Source organism: Enterobacter ludwigii (assembly GCA_023023105.1).
GTDB classification, from domain to species: Bacteria; Pseudomonadota; Gammaproteobacteria; order Enterobacterales; family Enterobacteriaceae; genus Enterobacter; species Enterobacter adelaidei.
The window spans coordinates 136,962-157,913 of sequence record CP083824.1; the positions used below are offsets into that span (position 1 = coordinate 136,962).

17 protein-coding genes and 1 pseudogene are annotated in these 20,952 nt (G+C 52.1%); 11 read left to right on the plus strand and 7 right to left on the minus strand.

Annotation, left to right across the window (positions count from 1 at the left end; translation table 11 throughout):
• Window positions 1-38 precede the first annotated feature (38 nt).
• Window positions 39-1,946: a PTS mannitol transporter subunit IICBA gene (locus LCD46_00635; protein UOY70894.1), complete on the minus strand. Its 1,908-nt coding sequence runs from the start codon at window positions 1,944-1,946 to the stop codon at window positions 39-41.
• 657 nt (window positions 1,947-2,603) lie between these two features.
• On the opposite strand from LCD46_00635, the gene LCD46_00640 reads away from it, so the two are divergent.
• The 7 genes and pseudogenes from LCD46_00640 to aldB all read left to right on the plus strand — a co-directional run bounded on the left by LCD46_00640 (window position 2,604) and on the right by aldB (window position 11,083).
• Entirely contained in the window at window positions 2,604-2,960 is a 357-nt protein-coding gene (locus tag LCD46_00640) for a DUF3302 domain-containing protein (GenBank protein UOY70895.1), read from the plus strand.
• A gap of 2 nt (window positions 2,961-2,962) precedes the next feature.
• Window positions 2,963-4,099, plus strand: coding sequence for an HlyD family secretion protein (locus LCD46_00645; protein ID UOY70896.1), 1,137 nt, complete (start codon window positions 2,963-2,965; stop codon window positions 4,097-4,099).
• A 90-nt stretch (window positions 4,100-4,189) separates the two neighbouring features.
• Window positions 4,190-4,798: a glutathione S-transferase gene (locus LCD46_00650; GenBank protein ID UOY70897.1), complete on the plus strand. Its 609-nt coding sequence runs from the start codon at window positions 4,190-4,192 to the stop codon at window positions 4,796-4,798.
• Between the two features lie 103 nt (window positions 4,799-4,901).
• Window positions 4,902-6,287: an L-seryl-tRNA(Sec) selenium transferase gene (gene selA / locus LCD46_00655; protein ID UOY70898.1), complete on the plus strand. Its 1,386-nt coding sequence runs from the start codon at window positions 4,902-4,904 to the stop codon at window positions 6,285-6,287.
• Window positions 6,284-8,128 (plus strand): selenocysteine-specific translation elongation factor, encoded by a 1,845-nt coding sequence (selB, locus tag LCD46_00660; protein ID UOY70899.1) that lies wholly within the window; start codon window positions 6,284-6,286, stop codon window positions 8,126-8,128. Before selA ends, selB begins: the two co-directional genes overlap by 4 nt.
• Window positions 8,129-8,307: 179 nt before the next feature.
• Window positions 8,308-9,459, plus strand: a pseudogene (gene yiaY / locus LCD46_00665) (L-threonine dehydrogenase).
• Between the two features lie 85 nt (window positions 9,460-9,544).
• Window positions 9,545-11,083, plus strand: coding sequence for an aldehyde dehydrogenase AldB (gene aldB, locus LCD46_00670; GenBank protein ID UOY70900.1), 1,539 nt, complete (start codon window positions 9,545-9,547; stop codon window positions 11,081-11,083).
• On the opposite strand, the gene LCD46_00675 is transcribed toward aldB, so the two are convergent.
• Complete coding sequence (locus tag LCD46_00675) at window positions 11,080-12,045, minus strand: LysR family transcriptional regulator (GenBank protein ID UOY70901.1); 966 nt, start codon at window positions 12,043-12,045, stop codon at window positions 11,080-11,082. The genes aldB and LCD46_00675 overlap by 4 nt on opposite strands.
• Window positions 12,046-12,162: 117 nt before the next feature.
• On the opposite strand from LCD46_00675, the gene LCD46_00680 reads away from it, so the two are divergent.
• The 3 genes from LCD46_00680 (at window position 12,163) to LCD46_00690 (ending at window position 13,721) form a co-directional block, all read left to right on the plus strand.
• Window positions 12,163-12,903, plus strand: a complete 741-nt coding sequence (locus LCD46_00680) for a MipA/OmpV family protein (GenBank protein UOY70902.1) — start codon at window positions 12,163-12,165, stop codon at window positions 12,901-12,903.
• A 210-nt stretch (window positions 12,904-13,113) separates the two neighbouring features.
• Window positions 13,114-13,299, plus strand: a complete 186-nt coding sequence (locus LCD46_00685) for a type II toxin-antitoxin system HicA family toxin (GenBank protein UOY70903.1) — start codon at window positions 13,114-13,116, stop codon at window positions 13,297-13,299.
• A 14-nt stretch (window positions 13,300-13,313) separates the two neighbouring features.
• Entirely contained in the window at window positions 13,314-13,721 is a 408-nt protein-coding gene (locus LCD46_00690) for a type II toxin-antitoxin system HicB family antitoxin (protein ID UOY70904.1), read from the plus strand.
• 3 nt (window positions 13,722-13,724) lie between these two features.
• Here the strand turns inward: LCD46_00690 and LCD46_00695 are convergent, their stop codons facing one another.
• The 3 genes from LCD46_00695 to LCD46_00705 form a co-directional block, all read right to left on the minus strand.
• The gene (locus LCD46_00695) at window positions 13,725-14,801 is read right to left on the minus strand and encodes a type I restriction enzyme HsdR N-terminal domain-containing protein (GenBank protein ID UOY70905.1); all 1,077 of its coding nucleotides are present in this window, start codon (window positions 14,799-14,801) and stop codon (window positions 13,725-13,727) included.
• Between the two features lie 205 nt (window positions 14,802-15,006).
• Window positions 15,007-16,956, minus strand: a complete 1,950-nt coding sequence (locus LCD46_00700; GenBank protein UOY70906.1) for a glycoside hydrolase family 127 protein — start codon at window positions 16,954-16,956, stop codon at window positions 15,007-15,009.
• 10 nt (window positions 16,957-16,966) lie between these two features.
• Window positions 16,967-18,367: an MFS transporter gene (locus LCD46_00705; protein UOY70907.1), complete on the minus strand. Its 1,401-nt coding sequence runs from the start codon at window positions 18,365-18,367 to the stop codon at window positions 16,967-16,969.
• A gap of 224 nt (window positions 18,368-18,591) precedes the next feature.
• Between LCD46_00705 and LCD46_00710 the strand changes: the two genes are divergently transcribed.
• The gene (locus LCD46_00710; GenBank protein UOY70908.1) at window positions 18,592-19,401 is read left to right on the plus strand and encodes an AraC family transcriptional regulator; all 810 of its coding nucleotides are present in this window, start codon (window positions 18,592-18,594) and stop codon (window positions 19,399-19,401) included.
• Here the strand turns inward: LCD46_00710 and araD are convergent, their stop codons facing one another.
• Together araD and LCD46_00720 are read right to left on the minus strand one after the other, a co-directional pair.
• Window positions 19,402-20,097 carry an L-ribulose-5-phosphate 4-epimerase gene (gene araD, locus LCD46_00715; GenBank protein UOY70909.1) on the minus strand — a complete coding sequence of 232 codons (696 nt, stop codon included), beginning with the start codon at window positions 20,095-20,097 and terminating at the stop codon, window positions 19,402-19,404.
• Window positions 20,091-20,951 carry an L-ribulose-5-phosphate 3-epimerase gene (locus tag LCD46_00720; GenBank protein ID UOY70910.1) on the minus strand — a complete coding sequence of 287 codons (861 nt, stop codon included), beginning with the start codon at window positions 20,949-20,951 and terminating at the stop codon, window positions 20,091-20,093. The genes araD and LCD46_00720 overlap by 7 nt, the downstream gene beginning before the upstream one ends.
• Between the last annotated feature and the right edge of the window lies 1 nt (window position 20,952).

Genomic DNA, 20,952 nt, shown 5'->3' on the forward strand with positions numbered 1-20,952 from the left:
CCTAGCCCTCTCCCTGTGGGGAGAGGGCGGAAATGGGCTTACTTGTTCAGCAGCGCCAGTACTTCTTCCACGCTGGTGGTGCTGGCCAGACGCTCAATGACAGACTCATCATCCAGGGCGTTGGTCAGGCTGGTAATCACCTGAATGTGCTCGTTATTGCGAGCGGCGATACCAATCACCAGACGGGCGATGTCGTCTTCTTCTTCACCGAAGCGCACACCCTGCGGATACTGACAGAATACGACGCCGGTTTTCAGCACGCGATCTTTCGCTTCAACCGTACCGTGCGGAACCGCGATGGATTCACCCAGGTAGGTTGGTGTCAGCTTTTCACGTTCCAGCATCGCATCAACGTATTCAGGTTGAACGTAGCCACCTTTCACCAGTTGCTCACCGGCAAAGCGAATCGCCTCTTCTTTGGTAGCAGCAGTACGACCGAGGAAGATGTTCTCCGCACCCAGTTTGAACAGGTGGGCGTTGCTCTCGTCGAAACTGTCCTGCAGGCTGGAGCGCACTTTCACTTCGTTGTCTTCGTGACGCTGCGCGGCAACCAGACGCTCGGTCAGGCTGGTGTACAGGCCGCTGTCGAGGAAGTTGGTCAGCGAAATATGCTGTGCCTGCGGAACCTGACGCATGGCGCGTTCGGTCAGATCGCGGTGCGTGATAACCAGGTCCACATCCGGTGGCAGACTGTTGATGGCGCTGTTGGTCACAGAGATGTTAGTCAGACCCGCATCCTGCACTTTCTTACGCAGCACACCTGCACCCATTGCGCTGGAACCCATACCGGCGTCACAGGCAACGATGATTTTACGCACGTGGCTCAGGTCGTTAGAGACATCACCAGCCGCCAGCGGTGTAGCACCTTTGGATTCCGCTTTCATGTCGTGCATACGACGGGTAGCCGCTTCGATATCATCATCTTCTTTCACTTTGCTGGTTTTCAGCAGGATAGAAGAGACCACGAAGGAGACCGCCATTGCTGCACAGATAGCCGCGATGTTTGCGAAGTAAGCCCCTTTTGGCGTCATCGCCAGTACCGCCAGGATAGAACCCGGAGACGCCGGAGAAACCAGACCACCGCCCAGCACGCTCAGTGTGAACACACCGGTCATACCGCCGAGGATAACGGCCAGGATCAGACGCGGATTCATCAGCACGTACGGGAAGTAAATTTCGTGGATACCACCCAGGAAGTGAATGATAGCCGCACCGCCCGCAGACTGCTTCGCGCTACCGCGACCAAAGAACATGTACGCCAGCAGAACACCCATACCCGGGCCCGGGTTCGCTTCAATCAGGAAGAAGATGGATTTGCCAAGCTCATGAGACTGCTGAATACCCAGCGGTGAGAAGATACCGTGGTTGATGGCGTTGTTAAGGAACAGGATTTTCGCCGGTTCAACAAAGATAGACGCCAGCGGCAGCATGTCGTGCGCAACCATGAAGTTAACGCCTGCTGCCAGAATTTTGGACAGCACTTCAACCGCAGGGCCAATGCCGAGGAACGCCAGAATCGCCAGGATCATACCAATGATGCCTGCGGAGAAGTTGTTCACCAGCATTTCGAAGCCAGAGCGAATCTTACCGTCTACCCAGGAATCAAAGTGTTTGATTGCCCAACCGCCCAGAGGACCCGCAATCATTGCGCCCAGGAACATTGGCATATCCGCACCGACAATCACACCCATGGTTGTGATTGCACCCACTACACCGCCACGGTCACCGCCCACCAGACGACCACCGGTGAAACCGATGAGCAGCGGCAGCAGATAAGTAATCATTGGGCCAACAAGTTTCGCCAGCGTTTCGTTAGGCAACCACCCTGTCGGAATGAACAATGCGGTGATGATACCCCACGCGATAAACGCGCCGATATTTGGCATCACCATGTTGCTGAGGAAACGACCAAAGCTTTGTACTTTGATCTTGAAATCGGATGACATAAAACACCCCTTCTTCTGTTTACGCTTAGGCTTGCGGCCCGAGGTTTATTGTTAATGTGAGGCGGCAGAGGTAGCCGGGCCCTGTTCATGCTGTGAAATCTGGCACTGAATCGTTCAACTGTCCAGATGACGAAAATTTGTGTGATGCGTGTCACGTAAATGTAGGGGGTGTGGATATCAATGTGGTGATCTGAATCACAAAGTAAGTGGGCAAAAAAAATACGATGACGAAAAATAGAGCAGAAACGACCCTTTTTTGTGATTTTTGTCACATTTGATCCTGGCAGATTTGTCTCTGTATTGTGACTTATTTCACAAAATATTTTTATGCAGAATTCTCCGGCTGTGATCCTTAACAAATTCTGTCTTGCGATTTAGCGTCAGGATGGCATGGGGCGACACAGAAAGCTAAAAAACCACTTTTCAGATGTGGTATGGCGAAAAGTGTAAACGTGGATTACGCTCATATTGTAAGGTTAAGTCTATTATTATTCAGGTTATATTTTGACACGTTTATAAACTTGCATGGAGATATTATAAAAATCCATACTCCCCGGCTGCTGAAATAGCAAGTGATTACTGTTCCTATAAAAAATTAATTAGGTTGCGTACCGTTTTATTAATTTAATGAGTTGACGTTGTTTAAGTGAGGAGAATATGTTTCTCAACTATTTTGCGCTGGGCGTATTGATTTTTGTATTCCTGGTCCTTTTTTACGGCGTCATAGCCATTCATGACATCCCGTATAATATGGCCAAAAAACGTAACCATCCCCATGCCGATGCGATTCATACGGCAGGATGGATTAGCCTGTTTACGCTCCATGCTATATGGCCGTTCCTGTGGATCTGGGCCACGCTTTACCGTGAAGATCGCGGCTGGGGGATGCAGAACCACATCTCGAAGCCTGATGAGGTACCGGGCATGGATGCACTGACCAAACGCGTGGCGGAGCTTGAACAAAAGCTGGCAGCGGCACAACCCACTGCTGATAAGAACACGCTGGAGCGCTAATCATGGATCTGTTGATTATTCTGACCTATGTGGCATTTGCCTGGGCCATTTTTAAAATATTCCGTATTCCCGTTAACCAGTGGACGCTCGCCACCGCGACATTAGGCGGGATATTTATTGTTGCCGGACTTATCCTGTTAATGAACTATAACCACCCGTATACCTTTACGGCTCAAAAGGCGGTTATTTCTATTCCGATTACGCCGCAGGTCACCGGGGTGGTCAGTGAAGTGACTGATAAAAATAATCAGCTCATTAAAAAAGGTGAAGTGTTATTTAAACTTGATCCAGGTCGCTACCAGGCGCGTGTAGACAGACTCCAGGCTGACCTGGTCACTGCGACGCACAACATCGACAACCTTAAGGCACAACTGTCGGAAGCGGTCGCCAATACCACGCGGGTGTCTGCGGAACGCGATCGTCTGTATAAGGATTATCAGCGCTACCTGAAAGGCAGTCAGGCAAAGGTTAACCCGTTCTCTGAAAGCGATATCGACAATGCGCGCCAGAACTATCTGGCACAAGACGCGCTGGTTAAAGGCTCTGTCGCCGAACAGACGCAAATTCAGACTCAGTTAGACAGCATGGTTAACGGTGAGCAATCTCAGGTTGCCTCTTTGCGCGCCCAGCTTGCCGAAGCCAAATACAACCTGGAACAGACCGTAGTGCGTGCGCCAAGCAATGGCTATATCACCCAGGTACTGATTCGTCCGGGGACGTATGCCGCCGCGCTGCCTCTGCGCCCGGTGATGGTCTTTATCCCGGAACAGAAACGTCAGATTGTGGCGCAGTTCCGTCAGAACTCGCTGCTGCGTCTGAAACCGGGCGATGAAGCTGAAGTGGTGTTCAATGCGCTGCCGGGTCAGGTCTTCTCCGGTAAGCTCACCAGCATTCTGCCGGTGGTGCCGGGTGGATCATATCAGGCTCAGGGTGCGCTGCAGTCTCTGACGGTGGTTCCGGGTACGGATGGCGTGCTGGGGACTATCGAGCTTGACCCGAATGCCGATGTCGATGCACTGCCAGACGGTATTTATGCTCAGGTGGCGGTTTATTCGGACCATTTCGCCCATGTTTCGGTGATGCGTAAGGTGCTACTGCGTATGACCAGCTGGATGCACTACCTCTACCTCGATCACTAATCCTTTCAGGGCAGGAATGCGACATGCAGACCTGCCCTTTTTTCGTCGCTTGATCCATACTGATTTTTTTCCGGCATCAAGGATCAGGCAATGAAACTCATCGGTAGCTACACCAGTCCCTTCGTGCGAAAAATCTCTATCCTCCTGCTGGAGAAAGGGATTGAATTTGAATTCGTCAATGAACAGCCTTACAACGCCGAAAACGGCGTCGCGCAGTACAACCCACTAGGTAAAGTCCCGGCACTGGTGACGAACGAGGGTGAATACTGGTTTGATTCCCCGATTATTGCGGAGTACATCGAGCTGCTGGGCGTCGCCCCGGCAATGCTACCGGCTGACCCAAAAGCCGCGCTGGCTGTGAAGCAAATTGAAGCCCTGGCCGATGGCATTATGGATGCGGCGTTAACTTCCGTACGCGAGCAGGCAAGACCCGCCGCCCAACAGTCGGAAACAGAACTGCTACGCCAGCGTGAAAAAATCAGCCGCAGCCTGGATATGTGTGAGCAGCTCATCCAGGAGGGAAAAATCCAGCCTGACAGAGTGGATCTGGCGACAATAGCGATCGCCTGCGCCATCGGTTATCTCAACTTCCGTCATGTTTCCCCTGGCTGGTGTGTCGATCGCCCGTTGCTGGTAAAACTTGCCGAAACGCTTTTTAGCCGTGAGAGTTTTGCCCGCACCGAACCGCCAAAGGCTTGATACGGGTTATAACACTTCGCTGCCGGAGGCGGTACAATCCCTCCACATGTTAACTCCCTCTCCCGTCGGGAGGGGGGATGATATTTACTCGCCAGGCGCTTTCATGACTACTCATCATTCGCTGTACAGCCAAATTCCCGCTACCGACCGTCTTCTTCGCGAGCCTCGCATTCATGCTGCTGTTGAGCGTTTCGGCCATACCGCGACGGTTGAGATGTTACGGTTGCTTCAGGATGAAGCCCGACACCACATTCAGGCAGAAAACACACTGCCTGACTGGTGCGCGGCGTGGGAGCAAGAAGTTGAAAAGCGGCTGGATGAGAAAACGCAAAGTGCACTTCGTCCGGTGATTAACCTGACGGGTACGGTACTGCACACCAACCTGGGGCGCGCGCAACAGGCGGAAGAGGCGGTTGCTGCGGTCGTGCAGGCCATGCGAATGCCTGTGACGCTGGAGTACGATCTGGACGGTGCAGGGCGCGGACATCGTGACCGGGCACTGGCGGACCTTCTCTGCCAGCTGACCGGCGCGGAAGATGCCTGCATTGTGAATAACAACGCCGCCGCGGTGCTGCTGATGCTGGCGGCCACCGCCAGCGGCAGAGAGGTGGTGGTTTCCCGCGGTGAGCTGGTTGAGATTGGCGGCGCGTTTCGCATTCCGGACGTGATGCGTCAGGCGGGCTGTTCGCTGCATGAAGTGGGCACCACTAACCGCACTCATGCGAAAGATTATCGCGCGGCGGTGAATGAAAATACCGCCCTGCTGATGAAGGTTCATACCAGCAATTACCATATTGAAGGTTTCACCAAAACCGTTGAAGAAGCTGAGCTGGCAGCGATTGGACGCGAGCTGAATATACCGGTGATTGCCGATCTCGGTAGTGGTTCCCTGGTCGATCTCAGCCAGTACGGTTTGCCAAAAGAGCCGATGCCACAAGAGATGATTGCGGCGGGTGTCAGCCTGGTGAGCTTTTCCGGCGACAAACTGCTGGGGGGGCCGCAGGCGGGGATAATAGTGGGTAAGCGTGAGCTGATTGCGCAGTTGCAGCAGCATCCGCTCAAGCGAGCCCTGCGCGCGGATAAAATGACGCTCGCGGCACTGGAAGCGACATTGCGGCTCTATCTGCATCCGGAGAAACTGGCTGACCGCCTGCCCACGCTGCGTTTGCTAACCCGGGATGCCGCTTCAATTCGTGCACAGGGTGAATTGCTGCTACCCCGAGTTGCCCCTCATTATCCTGATTTTGACGTTCGCATTGAACCCTGCCAGTCGCAGATTGGCAGCGGTTCACTGCCAGTGGACAGACTGCCGAGTGAAGCGCTCACGTTCACCCCGCGTGACGGGCACGGTAGCCACCTTGAAACCCTGTCGTCGCGCTGGCGCGCGTTGCCGACGCCGGTTATCGGGCGGATTTACGACGGCAGAATGTGGCTGGATCTACGCTGCCTTGAAGATGAAGAGCGATTTCTGGAGATGTTGTTGAAATGATTATTGCCACCGCCGGTCACGTCGACCACGGAAAAACCACGTTATTGCAGGCGATTACGGGCGTAAATGCCGATCGTCTTCCGGAAGAGAAAAAGCGCGGCATGACCATCGATCTGGGCTATGCCTACTGGCCGCAGCCTGATGGTCGCGTGCTGGGCTTTATTGATGTTCCGGGGCATGAAAAGTTTCTTTCAAACATGCTGGCGGGCGTGGGGGGGATCGATCATGCCCTGCTGGTGGTGGCCTGCGATGACGGCGTGATGGCACAAACGCGCGAGCATCTGGCGATCCTGCAGCTGACGGGCAACCCGCAGTTGACCGTGGTGCTGACCAAAGCCGATCGCGTGGATGAGGCGCGCATCAGTGAAGTGCGCGAAACGGTACAGGCGACCTTACGGGAATATGGTTTTGCGGATGCGCCGCTTTTTGTCACCGTAGCGACTGAAGGTCGCGGTATCGACGATCTTCGCCGCCATTTGCAGCAATTGTCGTCGCGCGAGCACGCCAGCCATCATCGTTTCCGTCTGGCGATTGATCGGGCGTTTACCGTTAAAGGTGCGGGTCTGGTCGTCACGGGTACGGCGCTAAGCGGCGAAGTGAGAGTGGGTGACAGTTTATGGCTGACGGGCGTGAACAAACCGATGCGCGTGCGCGGTTTACATGCGCAAAACCAGCCCGTAGAGCATGCTCATGCCGGGCAGCGAATCGCACTCAATATTGCCGGTGATGCGGAAAAAGACCAGCTTAACCGTGGTGACTGGCTGTTGGCTGATACCCCTCCAGAACCGTCTGAGCGCGTGATCGTCTCCCTGCAGACGCACATGCCGCTGACTCAATGGCAACCGCTGCATATTCATCACGCGGCCAGCCATATTACCGGACGCATCTCGCTGCTGGAAAACGACCTTGCCGAGCTGGTTTTTGATTCACCACTCTGGCTTGCGGATAATGACCGTCTTGTTCTGCGCGATATTTCAGCGCGGGAAACGCTGGCCGGGGCGCGAGTGGTGACACTTCACTCACCGCGACGTGGCAAGCGTAAACCTGAGTATCTGCAATGGCTGTCTGCTCTGGCGCAGGCGACGGATGATAAAACAGCGCTGCTGGTTCATCTCGAGCGCGGTGCGGTGAATCTTGCTGACTTTGCATGGGCTCGCCAGTTGAGTGAGGAAGGTTTACGTCAGCTGACCCAGGAGCCGGGCTTTATTCAGGCTGGCAACAGCCTGCTGAATGCCCCGGTGGCGGCGCACTGGCAGCGTAAAATATTGAACACGCTTGCGACTTACCATGAACAGCATCAGGATGAACCGGGCCCCGGCCGCGAGCGTCTGCGCCGCATGGCGCTGCCGATGGAAGACGATGCTCTGGTGCTGCTGTTGATTGAAAATATGCGCGAAACGGGGGCGATTAAAAGTCACCACGGTTGGCTGCATCTGCCGGATCACAAAGCCGGGTTTACCGCTGAGCAAGAGGCAGTATGGCAAAAAGTGGCATCACTGTTTGGCGATGAGCCATGGTGGGTTCGCGATCTGGCCCGCCAAACGAATACTGACGAGCAAGTGATGCGCCAGGTATTGCGCCATGCGGCGCAGCAGGGGCTTATCGTCGCGATCGTGAAAGATCGTTATTACCGTAACGATCGCATTGTTGCGTTTGCCAACCTGATCCGTGAGCTGGATCAGGAACGAGGCTCTACCTGTGCAGCCGATTTCCGCGACCGTTTGAATGTTGGCCGCAAGCTGGCGATCCAGATCCTGGAATATTTCAACCGTATCGGGTTTACTCGCCGTCGCGGAAATGATCATTTATTACGCGATTCACTATTATTTCCGCAAACATAAAACAGGAATTAATACAAAAATAGAATAGATAGAAAGAGATTTAAATATTAATTCACACCTTCGCAGGGTTAAATTTATTCAACCTGCGAAGGTCTTCGCAAAATCATATTTTTGATCATGTTTTTTGAGTAATCTTTACCTTATGCTGCAGACAATTTTTATCTCTTTGAGGAAATATCATGGCTGCATCTGTATTTTATATTCCTTCCGTGAATATTATTGGTTCTGATTCATTAAACACCGCAATGGATACCATGCGCGACTACGGCTGATGCCGCGCGCTGATTGTCACCGATACCATGCTGAGCAAGCTGGGTATGGTCTCCAGTATTCAACATGCTCTGAAAGAACGTGATATTTCCAGCGTTGTGTATGACGGCACGCACCCTAATCCGACGACAGCAAATGTGGCGGCAGGTCTGGAAATATTAAAAGCAAATCAGTGTGACTGTATTATTTCACTGGGTGGTGGTTCACCTCACGATTGTGCAAAAGGTATTGCGCTGGTGGCAGTGAACGGCGGTGATATTCGTGATTATGAAGGTGTCGATCGCTCTGCAAAGCCCCAATTGCCGATGATTGCGATTAATACTACCGCGGGTACGGCTTCGGAAATGACGCGTTTCTGTATTATTACTGATGAGACGCGTCATATTAAAATGGCGATAGTGGATAAGCACGTTACGCCAGTACTGTCCGTTAACGATTCCTCGCTCATGTCAGGAATGCCACCCTCACTGACAGCGGCAACCGGTATGGATGCCCTGACGCATGCGATTGAAGCGTATGTGTCTGTGGCGGCCACACCTATTACCGATGCCTGCGCGCTGAAAGCGGTGACGATGATTAGTGAAAACCTGGTACATGCCGTTGAAGATGGCAGTAACGCTCAGGCGCGTGAAGCGATGGCCTATGCACAATTCCTCGCTGGAATGGCGTTTAACAATGCTTCACTAGGCTATGTACACGCGATGGCGCATCAGTTGGGTGGCTTCTACGATCTGCCGCATGGCGTCTGTAATGCTGTACTGCTTCCACACGTTCAGGTGTTTAACAGCAAGGCTGCGGCGGGGCGTCTGCGCGACTGTGCAAAAGCCATGGGCGTGAATGTGAGTGAGATGACCGACATGCAGGGAGCCCAGGCCTGCATCGTTGAGATCCGTGCGCTGGCCCGCAAGGTCAATATCCCGGCGGGCCTTCGCGAACTGAACGTCAAAGAGGAAGATATTCCGGTCCTGGCAACCAATGCGCTGAAGGATGCCTGTGGGTTCACCAACCCGGTTCAGGCGACCCATGAAGAGATAATGGAAATTTACCGCGCCGCGATGTGACCCTTGTCGTAAACCCGTCACCGGCTGGCGAGAAAATCGTCAGTCGGGACTACCCTTGTTGTACACCAACAGCAAGGAGACGGTCATGACAAACAATCCTCCCTCATCGCGTATCCAGCCTGGCGAGTATGGTTTTCCCCTCAAGCTGAAACCCCGTTATGACAACTTTATTGGCGGTGCCTGGGTGGCTCCCGTCGACGGCGAATACTATTCCAACCTGACCCCCGTCACCGGTCAGCCGCTTTGTGAGATAGCCAGCTCCGGCAAGCGTGATATCGATCTGGCGCTGGATGCGGCGCATAAAGCGAAAGATAAATGGGGCCATACTTCCGTCCAGGACCGTGCGGCCATATTGTTCAAGTTTGCCGACCGGATGGAGCAAAATCTGGAGCTGCTGGCGACGGCGGAAACCTGGGATAACGGCAAGCCTATCCGGGAAACAATGGCGGCAGATGTGCCGCTGGCCATTGACCACTTCCGCTATTTTGCTTCCTGTATTCGTGCTCAGGAGGGCGGAATCAGTGAGGTCGACAGCGATACCGTGGCGTATCACTTCCACGAGCCTTTGGGCGTAGTAGGGCAAATTATTCCGTGGAACTTCCCGCTGCTGATGGCGAGCTGGAAAATGGCACCTGCGCTGGCTGCCGGGAACTGTATTGTACTTAAACCGGCGCGCCTGACCCCGCTGTCGGTCCTGTTATTGATGGAAGTGATTGGCGATCTGCTGCCACCGGGGGTGGTCAACGTGGTGAACGGTGCCGGAGGTGAAATTGGTGAATATCTGGCGACCTCAAAACGTATCGCCAAAGTGGCATTTACCGGGTCGACGGAAGTGGGTCAGCAGATCATGCAGTACGCGACGCAGAACATCATTCCGGTAACGCTGGAACTGGGCGGTAAGTCTCCGAATATTTTCTTTGCCGATGTGATGGATGAAGAAGATGCCTTCTTCGATAAAGCCCTGGAAGGGTTTGCTCTATTTGCCTTCAATCAGGGGGAAGTGTGCACTTGCCCGAGCCGGGCGCTGGTTCAGGAGTCTATTTACGAGCGCTTTATGGAGCGCGCGATCCGTCGTGTGGAGTCTATCCGCAGCGGTAACCCGCTTGATAGTGTCACCCAGATGGGGGCGCAGGTTTCTCATGGACAACTGGAAACGATCCTCAACTATATTGATATCGGCAAGAAAGAAGGGGCAGATATCCTGACCGGTGGCCGCCGTAAAGTGCTCGGTGGGGATCTGCAGGAAGGGTATTATCTTGAGCCGACGATCCTGTTCGGTAAGAACAATATGCGAGTCTTCCAGGAGGAAATTTTCGGACCGGTGCTGGCAGTGACGACCTTCAAAACGATGGAGGAGGCACTGGAAATTGCGAATGACACACCGTATGGCCTGGGGGCGGGTGTCTGGAGCCGCAACGGTAATCTGGCTTATAAGATGGGAAGAGGCATTCAGGCCGGGCGCGTATGGACTAACTGCTACCATGCCTATCCGGCGCATGCGGCATTTGGTGGTTATAAGCAATCGGGCATCGGGCGTGAAACGCACAAGATGATGCTGGAGCATTACCAGCAGACAAAATGTCTACTGGTCAGTTATTCCGATAAACCTTTGGGACTGTTCTAATCACTCCGCTCAGGCCGTCCATTGACGGCCTGAGCAATTTGCTGGCGCAGGCAGTTTAGTACGCCATCCAGGACGTATTGCACACGCCAGGGTTGATATTCGCGCTTGCGGAATATGGTCGTCAGGTCGAGCCACCACTCCTCCTGATGCGGGAAGCAAGGGACCAACATTCCCTGCGTTAATTCTTTTTTCAGGCTCTCTTTGGGAGCAAAAACAATTCCAAGGTTATTTCTTGCCAGTTCCAGGGCCGTCTGCGTATTGTCGCAAATATAGTTTCCGGTCACTCTATAATCATGGATCTCATCGCTGCCATGCACGCGGAAACGCCAGATGTTTGCATCATCAACCAGCATGGAGTCTATAAGAATACAGGAGTGGTTAATTAAATCTTCAGGTCCCGTTAAGGGGTGTTTATTTAAATACTCTTTGGTTGCAAATGCTGTGACCGAATATTTTGTTAAAACACTCGCAACCAGACTTTCGTCTTTCGGTTGCGCATAGGTGATTAAAATATCGCAGTCATCAGGAAAGGAAACACCTTCTGAATATTCATTCCGATCCAGGTTGTACGTTTTCAGGGAGATGCGGATATCACCGATGTCCTCTATCTTGTGGATCACGTGTCGCGCGAGGTAGGTCACAATGCCCGTAGGGGCATAGATTGTCACTTTTCCACGTTTTTCGTGCTTGTAATCAGCAATGAAATTAACAAGTTGGCTGTTTTTGTCCAGCGAGGCGTTAATGTAAGGGAGTAATGCTTCACCGAACTGGGTCAGGGCCAGCTGGCGCGTGGTGCGCTCAAAAACCTTAAGTCCAACCCGTGTTTCAAAATCAGAGAGATATTTACTGACGTTGGCCTGCGCCATGCCCAGCAGGGCGGCGGCATCGCCAATACTGTGGGTTGCTGCGATGACGGATATAATTTTTAATTCGCGTGGCTTTAGTTGTAATTTACTCATCATGCACACCAATCTATATGATTTTATATATAATATTATATAAAGCGCAGCGTTGCATTGACAAATTTGTAACCATTATTATTCGCCTCGCTTGTTTGGCGTTTAAATGGATTACATGTAATGACTATTAAATACAATTTACTCATCGCTGCCACGTTATTTGCAACATCATCTGCAATGGCCGGTGACTTTTCACTTGGAGCGGGGGCTGTATTTAATGAGTCTCCTTACAAAGGATATAATGAAAATACAACGGCAGTACCGTTAATTAGCTACGAAGGCGATCGTTTCTATGTGCGCCAGACCACAGGAGGGTGGATCCTGTGGAAAGATGAAAAAAATGAATTCAGCCTGACCGCATCCTGGATGCCGCTCCACTTTGATCCTGATGACAACGACGACCATCAGATGAAAAAGCTTGATGAGCGAAAAGCCTCTGCCTTCCTCGGTGGTGCATACTACCGCCATGAAAGCTGGGGTTCGCTGAAAGTGGCGGTCTCTGGTGATGCCACGGATGAAAGCGGCGGCGTGATCGGTGAGGTATCCTACTTCCGTCCAATCCGTATGGAACGCCTGACACTGACGCCATCTGTCGGTATTTTCTATAGCGATGAGAGCTATAACGACTACTACTACGGGGTATCCGGCAGTGAGTCTCGTCGTTCAGGCCTGGACGAATACACCGCGGGTGACAGCTGGACGCCATACGTTGGTCTGGCGGCTAAATATCAGTTAACCCAGAAACTGTTCCTTAACGCCAGCGCGGTTTATACCGTGTTACCTGATGACGTGAAGAACAGCCCGATGATCGACCGTGACGACAGCTTCGCGCTGATGACCGGCCTGACCTGGCGTTTCTGATGCGATAAAGCCGGGTGGCGGCTTCGCCTTACCCGGCTTACGATAGCCCCTGCATTTTTATCTGCAATCGACTGTAATCCTCTTTTCTTTTCCCGATGCTTCTTCCTGTTCCGACAAAAGCGCCTGCACTGATGTTTCTCAATACGCTAATGTGATTCGACCCGGTAGTGATGGTGTGTGTCATGTGTATAATCATGGAAGGATTGGGATGTGAAAAGTGCGGATGTGATTACTGTTCTGATCGGCCATGGCTGGAAATGTGTCAGAACGAAAGGAAGCCATCATCAGTTTCGCCATCCCGAACAGAAAGGGCTGGTTACAGTCCCACATCCTAAGAAGGATATTAAACCGGGCACTCTCGCGCAGATCTGGCGGCAGGCGGGGATTAAACACTGATATCAGGAGTAGTTATGTTTTATCCGGCTTACATTCATTCTGACTCAGACGGAAGTGCCAGCGGTTTTTTCCCTGACGTTCCAGGTTGTTTTTTTGCAGGTGTTTCCCTGGATGAGGCTTTTCAGGATGCTCGTGATGCTCTCACAGCACACTTTGAAGCGCTGTTTGAAGTGGAGGAAACATTGCCTCTTCCGGGTAATGTTGATACACATCTGGAAAGTCGTCCTGATGACTTCATTGGTGGGCAATGGCTGCTGGTGGACATTGATATGAAACAGTTTGATGGCAGGGCAGAGCGTATCAACATCACCATGCCCCGTCGTTTACTGGTAAAGATTGATTCCTTTGTCAGTGAGCATCCTCAGTTTAGCAACCGAAGCGCATTTCTGGCTGAGGCAGCACGTCGCGTGCTGCCCCGGTAAAAATTAATTATACAGAGCTGCTGTTGCTTTCAGGATATCTGCAAAGGAATAGATATCATCGACTGTCGTTATTGGGTGACGCGTTTCGTTTTTTTCTATGTCGAAAAGTCCGATGTATTTTTGCGTGCGATTAAAATGCAATCGGCAAAGGGGTTTGCGGTTGTTATCATCCACAAGGATACCAAAGTAGCTTTTGGTATCTCTGTGAGTGATACGAGGTGCCTCCAGTACCGCTCTGGTGATTGCTTTAACAATATGATATCCCTCGAGCTCCTCTAGCGTTGTTACCACATCGCTTTCGTCTTTATGTTCGTCTTCCTCAATATGCGATGACTCATTTGGAGTTTCGATGATCGCTGGGGTTATGCCTGTAATGGCTGACTTGAGGCGCTCATTTACCTGATCATTTATGTACTGGCTTGCAGCTTTTTTAGTCAAATTTAAAAAAGACTCTCTGACTTTTTGGGTGAGAATCCCATCATAAACTCGGGATGCAAAAAATTTCACAAAGTCATCTTCAGGGTTATTTAGCTGAGAATGCAGGATTTTTTTGATTTGGCTGACATATTTTAATTCACCAGCAGCATTGATAATTGATTCCAAATCAAACGAAGATTTAGTTAATTTTTTTAACTCAGGTATTATATTTTCGTCAATATCAAGAAGATCTACCTCCAAAAAAGGTTTTTCATCCATTTTATTAGGAGCATCCAGATCGGTAAAGAATTTATAGTTTTGTCCATTGGTGAGGATTGAGATTCTGGCATTTGTTACATGAAAATACCTGAATAACTGCGAGGCATGATTTATATTCAATGGTTCGCCAATTTTCTTACATTCAATAAGTATCTGTACATCATTGTTTTTCATTATAGCATAATCGATTTTCTCACCTTTTTTTGTACCGATGTCACAGACAAACTCAGGTGTCACCTCTGAAGGATCAAAAACATCATAGCCCAGAACGTTATGAATGAACGGCATTACAAATGCAGTTTTTGTTGCTTCTTCAGTATTAATTACATCAAGTTGTTGTTTGATTTTATTTGATAAGGCATTTAACCTTTCAGTGAATTCCATGGGATATCCTTATTTTGAGCTGTGTGTCTTTATGGAATAACACTAAAATGCATGTCAGACAATGGTATGTCTGAGTTGAACGGCTGCAAAAAAACAATACCGAGGGTTAGATCACATTGTCTTTCAATCTATGATAATCAGTGAGCTCGGCATCACCGAGCTCGATAAAAATATTATATATTAATAAAGGTGACATTATTTTTGTTTATGCTTCATCCACCCAAATCCGCATTTCTCCTTCTCCCCGGTTAGCCCAACTAAACCAGGGAATAAAGGTCAGCGTCTGGGGCTGACGTTGTACTGGCGAGCGGTCATACTGCCACAGCGCATCCTTGTCCTTCACGTGACAGCCAATCCCCTCTGCCTGTATCAGCATCTTGTGCGCGAAAATCCCTTTCCCTTCAAAGACCCGGAACTCGCTGTCTTGCGGCAAGGAAAGGTTATGCAGATTGGCACCGTTATCCGCTTCTTCCAGGCAGTAAACCAGCGGTCCGCGCTGTAGCGCGACTTTCCCTGCCTGCTGGCGTACCTGCGGGTTCCCATACACCCGGCGAACGGGCATCGGTAGCGTCAGCGTGACGACATCTCCTTCTTGCCAGTTTCGGGTCAGGTAGAGATATCCCCGTGAAATTTCACCTGTAGTGTCTTCACCGTTCAACGATACGCCAGGCGCCGCGCACCAGTCCGGCAGCCGCAGGGCTAGCGTATGCGTGACGGGTACAGGTGAGGTAATTTCGATTTTTACCTGTTCATGCCACGGGTAGTTACCGCTAATCCGCAGCGCCAGGGTTTCATCGCCAACCGGAATAACGACATCGTTGCCGACGTAGAGATTAATAAAAAGCGCATCCTGGCGAACGGTATAAATGTAATGCCCCAGCGACGTCAGCACGCGGGCGATATTCGGCGGGCAACAGGCGCAGCCAAACCAGCGCTGGCGGACGGGTTTTACGTGATCGTAGATATGGTTGAACGTCAGGGTTTTTGGATGTACTTCCAGCGGGTTTACATAGAAGAAGTGCTTACCGTCCAGCGCCATGCCGCCGAGTACCGTGTTATATAGCGCGCGCTCCATCACGTCGGCGTAGTGACCGTCGGCCTCCATTTCCAGCATCCGGCGGGCAAACATCATCAGACCGATGGAGGCGCAGCTTTCGGCATATACCGTATCGTTGGGCAGATCGTAATCGCTGCTAAAGGCTTCCCCGCTGCTTTGCGACCCAATCCCGCCGGTAATGTACAGCTGGCGCTGGGCCATGTTGTTCCACAGCCGCAGGCAGTCCTGGCGTTTTCCTTCGTCATGACTCAGGCGCGCCAGATGCGCCATGCCCGCCATCAGGTAGACAAAACGCACCGCGTGGCCGATGGCCGTTTCTTGTTCAGCAAGCGGCTGATGCGCCTGGCTGTAGGCTTTGTCCTTGACCATCCAGGCGGGCCCGTAGGTGTTCCAGTATGATGTTCTGCCGCGCTTCTCGTATTCGATATCATAGAAGTGAGGCTGTACACCGCGTTGTTCGATGAAATATTTCACCAGTGCCAGGTAGCGTGGCTCCTGCGTGATGTCGTACAACCGCATCAGCGCCAGCTCTATTTCCGGGTGACCCGGATAACCGTGTAGCTGGTTCTCGCCGGGGCCAAACACGCTGTCGATGTGATCGGCCAGTTTGCACACCACCTCCAGCAGACGGCGTTTTCCGGTTCCCTGAAAATATGCAACGCCAGCCTCAATCATGTGTCCGGCACAATACAGCTCGTGGCATTCAGCCAGATTCGTCCAGCGCGCTTCAGGGGCTTTCACCGTGAAATAGGTGTTGAGATAACCGTCTTCGCATTGTGCCGCCGCAACCAGCTCAATTACCTCATCAGCAGTTTTTTCCAGGTCTGAGTCAGGCTTCTGACACAGGGACCACGCTACGGCTTCCAGCCATTTTGCTACGTCACTGTCCTGAAACACCATGCCGTAGAATTCGCCTTTCTCCAGACCCGCCGCAATACGGAAGTTGGTGATGGCGTGGCTGGGTTCGGCTTCCGTCACGCGATCGTTCAGCGCATCCCACTGGTAGGGGATCACCACATCGCGTACCAGCCGTTGATATTGTCCGAGAAACGGGTCGTTAATTTTCAGTTTATGCAGGTCGGCTTCCATTATGGACATCTTGTTCTCCTCAGGACTGTACGTGACGCTGGCGCAGGTCGGTGGCAATGCGCGACATCATTGGATTGTTGAGTCTGCACCAGCGAATTGAGACAGCCAGCAGCAGGTGGAAAAGAGCAGGGAGTAATGTCTCCATGGCGGTGATACCTTGCAGAGATGCCGGCGTCTGGTTACCGGCACCAGGTTGATAGGCTACGGCGATAAACACCAGGCTGATGATCCCGGCGCTGGAAGCCCATGCGAGCTTGATGAAAAACAGGTTAAAGGCGAAGTTCATGCCCGACGAGCGCACGCCGTTTTTCCATTCGCCGTAGTCGTCGGCGAAGGCCATCAACGAGAAGTGCAGCGGCAGCGTAAAACCCAGGATGACGCCGTTGCTCAGGATTACAATCAGCCAGAGCGTCTGGTAATTTGGTCCGCCGGGCAGGAACCACATTCCCGCCGCGAGCACGGCCAGCACCAGGTTGGTGTAATAGTAAAGTTTGACCGTATCAAAACGGCGGGACAGCGGGTTAACGATCACCGCCCCAAGAATGGCCGCAAAGGTCACCATGGTAAAAAACAGTGAGGTGTAGGCGGTGCTGCCCTGAAGCACGTAGGTGATGAAATACATGTACCCGCTGCCGCGGATGTTAAAAACGTTGATCAGCAGGAAGGACATCACCAGCATTAACAGCAGTTGGTCGTTTTTACGCAGGCCAGCCAGGTGCTCGCGCAGAGTGAATTTACCCATCAGTGCCAGCGGGACACGCTCACGTACCCAGAAAAAGCAGCACAGGAACATCACCACGGCGACGGCGCACAGCACGCCCACGCCAAGCTGATAACCCTTCGCGGCATTACCCTGGCCTAATACGGATACCAGCCACGGCAGACCAACAGACACTAAAAATCCGGCAACGCCGCACAGCACAAAACGCCATGACTGGCAGGAGATCACCTCGTTGTGTCGGGTTGTCATGGTGTTGATCAGCGCGCAGTAGGGCACGTTGATGGCGGTATAGCCTACGGATAACAGTAAATAGGTACCGAACGCCCAGGTAATTTTTACTCCCATGCTGGCTTCCGGGACGGTGAAGGTCAGTACGCCGATGATCCCAATCGGGAACGCGACCCACAGCTGCCAGGGGCGAAAACGTCCCCACCGGCTTTGCGTGCGGTCAGCAATCACGCCCATTACCGGGTCGGAAATGGCGTCAAATACACGCAAGGCAATAAATAGCGTGCCAACGAGCGCAGGCGTCAGACCAAAAATATCGGTATAGAAAAAGGTGAGAAAGTTCATGATAAGACAGGTAATGACCGTGCCGCCCGCGTCACCCAGGCCGTAGCCTATTTTTTCGCGAACTGACAGGCGGTCATCTATTGCCGGTTGTGCAACGTCAGATTCTGTAATCGGTGTGGAAGTCATGAGGTAACTCCTCGGTAATCGATTTTTATCGTATTTATGCAAGGTACTCCATTTATTCTGCACCGAACGACAGGGCCAACAAGGGAAGGGAAAAGTATAAAAAGATGACAATTCCGACCTGATGCTAAAAATGTGAGTTGGATCGGGAAGGGATATTAATATTTATTAATAATCAATGAATAAACTCAATTTCCATGACGATAAAAGCGGGATGGTGAATACCGATGCTTGAATTATCCATAGCGCTTCCGATTAAGGTACAAAATGGCGGGTTATTTATTTCCCGAGGTGTGGGTCGTCATCCGGCGCGAAAGCTGGCGTCGTGGGAAATAATTTTTGTCGAAAAAGGGACGTTAACGATCCTGGAGGAAAACACCCTTTTTGAGGTGAAGACTGGAGAAAGTTTATTGCTTTGGCCGGATCGGCGGCACGTTGGTGTGGAGGATTTCCCGGCAGATCTCAAATTCTACTGGCTGCACTTCGAAGTGGAAAACACAGGGCAGGGCTCCCCCTCTCTGGCAATAGAACAGCATTGCAGCGTCAGGGATGCGCAATATGTCATTTCTCTGTTCCGTCAGTTTCTGAGTGAGCAGGAAAAATTACAGCGTAGTATGGCGCTGGAGCTCCTTTTACTCCTGATTTTGCAGCAAGTTTCGCTCTCTTCGGGGTATGAGGACAAAATGGATGAGGCTGGAGCCGCAATGGCGTGGAAGGCGAAACAGCTTATTCGCACACAATTTCATTTACCCCTCTCTACTTCGAAGCTCGCCAGAGAGTTGCACTGTAATGCCGATTATCTGGGGCGCGTGTTTCGTCGCACTTTTCACTTAACCCTGACGGAGGCGATACATCGCCAGCGCGTCAGGGCGGCGGAAAAGCTGTTACTGGATGGCTCTGCATCGCTCACCGAAGTGGCAACCCGCTGCGGGTTTAATGACGTGGGCTATTTCCGGCAGATATTTACCAAACACACGGGCTTAACACCCGCCGTCTGGAAACGGCGGTACTGTAAGGAACACATCAATTCCGGGTGATTACTGCCCGTAATAGGCATTCGCCCCGTGCTTGCGAAGGTAGTGCTTGTCCAGTAGCTCCTGTTGCATCACCGGTAGCTGCGGTGCCAGCTGACGTGAAAACAGGCCCATACAGGCGCACTCTTCCAGCACCACCGCGTTGTGTACTGCATCGGCCGCATTTTTTCCCCAGGCGAACGGACCGTGAGAATGGACCAGCACTGCCGGAATTTGCATCGGGTTTAAGTCGCGCTCCTCGAAGGTTTTGATGATCACTTCCCCCGTCTGATATTCGTATTCCCCGGCTATTTCAGCCGTGGTCATCAGCCGTGTGCAGGGGATCGCGCCATAAAAGTAGTCGGCATGCGTGGTGCCCCATGCAGGTAAATCCAAACCCGCCTGCGACCAGATTGTGGCGTGGCGGGAATGCGTATGGACTATGCCGCCAATCTCAGGGTAACGGCGATACAATGCAAGATGCGTTGGCGTGTCGGAGGAGGGCTTTTTGCTGCCTTCGACTACCGCACCCGTGGCAAGATCAACCACCACCATGTCGTTTGCGGTCATCACGTCATACTCTACGCCGGAGGGTTTGATCACCATTAGCCCGCTTTCGCGATCGACCGCGCTGACGTTGCCCCAGGTAAATGTCACCAGCTGGTGGGCGGGAAGCGCCAGGTTTGCTGCCAGCACTTCAGCTTTGAGTTGTTCTAACATGTCATGCCTCCTTCCTGCATACGGGCTTCAATCCAGCGACGCGCCTGGATGATTTCCAGTACGGGCTCTTTTGCTTTTTCAGTCCACATTTCAATCAGAAACGCGCCGCGATAGTTCAGTTGGTTCAGCGTGTTAAACACGCCGACAAAATCAACACAGCCTTCGCCAAACGGCACATCGCGGAACTGTCCCGGGCTGTTTTCAGTGACGGGTTGGGTATCTTTCAGGTGGATTGCGGCAATACGGTCAATGCCCAACGTCAGCTCGGCGGTGACATCGTTGCCCCACGCGCTCAGGTTTCCGACATCCGGGTAAACGCTAAACCACGGTGAAGCGAGCATGTCGTCCCACTTTTTCCATTTGCTGATCGAGTTCATAAAGGCGGTGTCCATGATCTCCACTGCCAGCATCACCTGTGCCGCAGCGGCTTGTTCCACCGCCCACGCCAGCCCTTCTGCGAAGCGCTGCTGGGTGCCCTCGTCGTGTTCTTCGTAGTAAACGTCATAGCCAGCAAGCTGAATGGTGCGGATACCTAAATCACGCGCCAGCCTGATGGCTTTGGTCATGATTTCGCGGGCGCGCTCGCGCACGGCTTCATCGCGGCTACCAAACGGGAAACGACGGTGGGCAGATAAGCACATGGATGGAATCGACACGCCGGTTTCCAGCATGGCTTCAACCAGCGATGCACGCTGCGTGGTGCTCCACTCAAGACGTGACAGACGTTCGTCAGTTTCATCAACCGACATTTCGACAAAATCAAACCCGCAGCTTTTCGCCAGCACCAGACGTTCCGGCCAGGTGAGATCTTTCGACAGCGCTTTTTCGTAAATACCCAACGGATGCTGACGCATG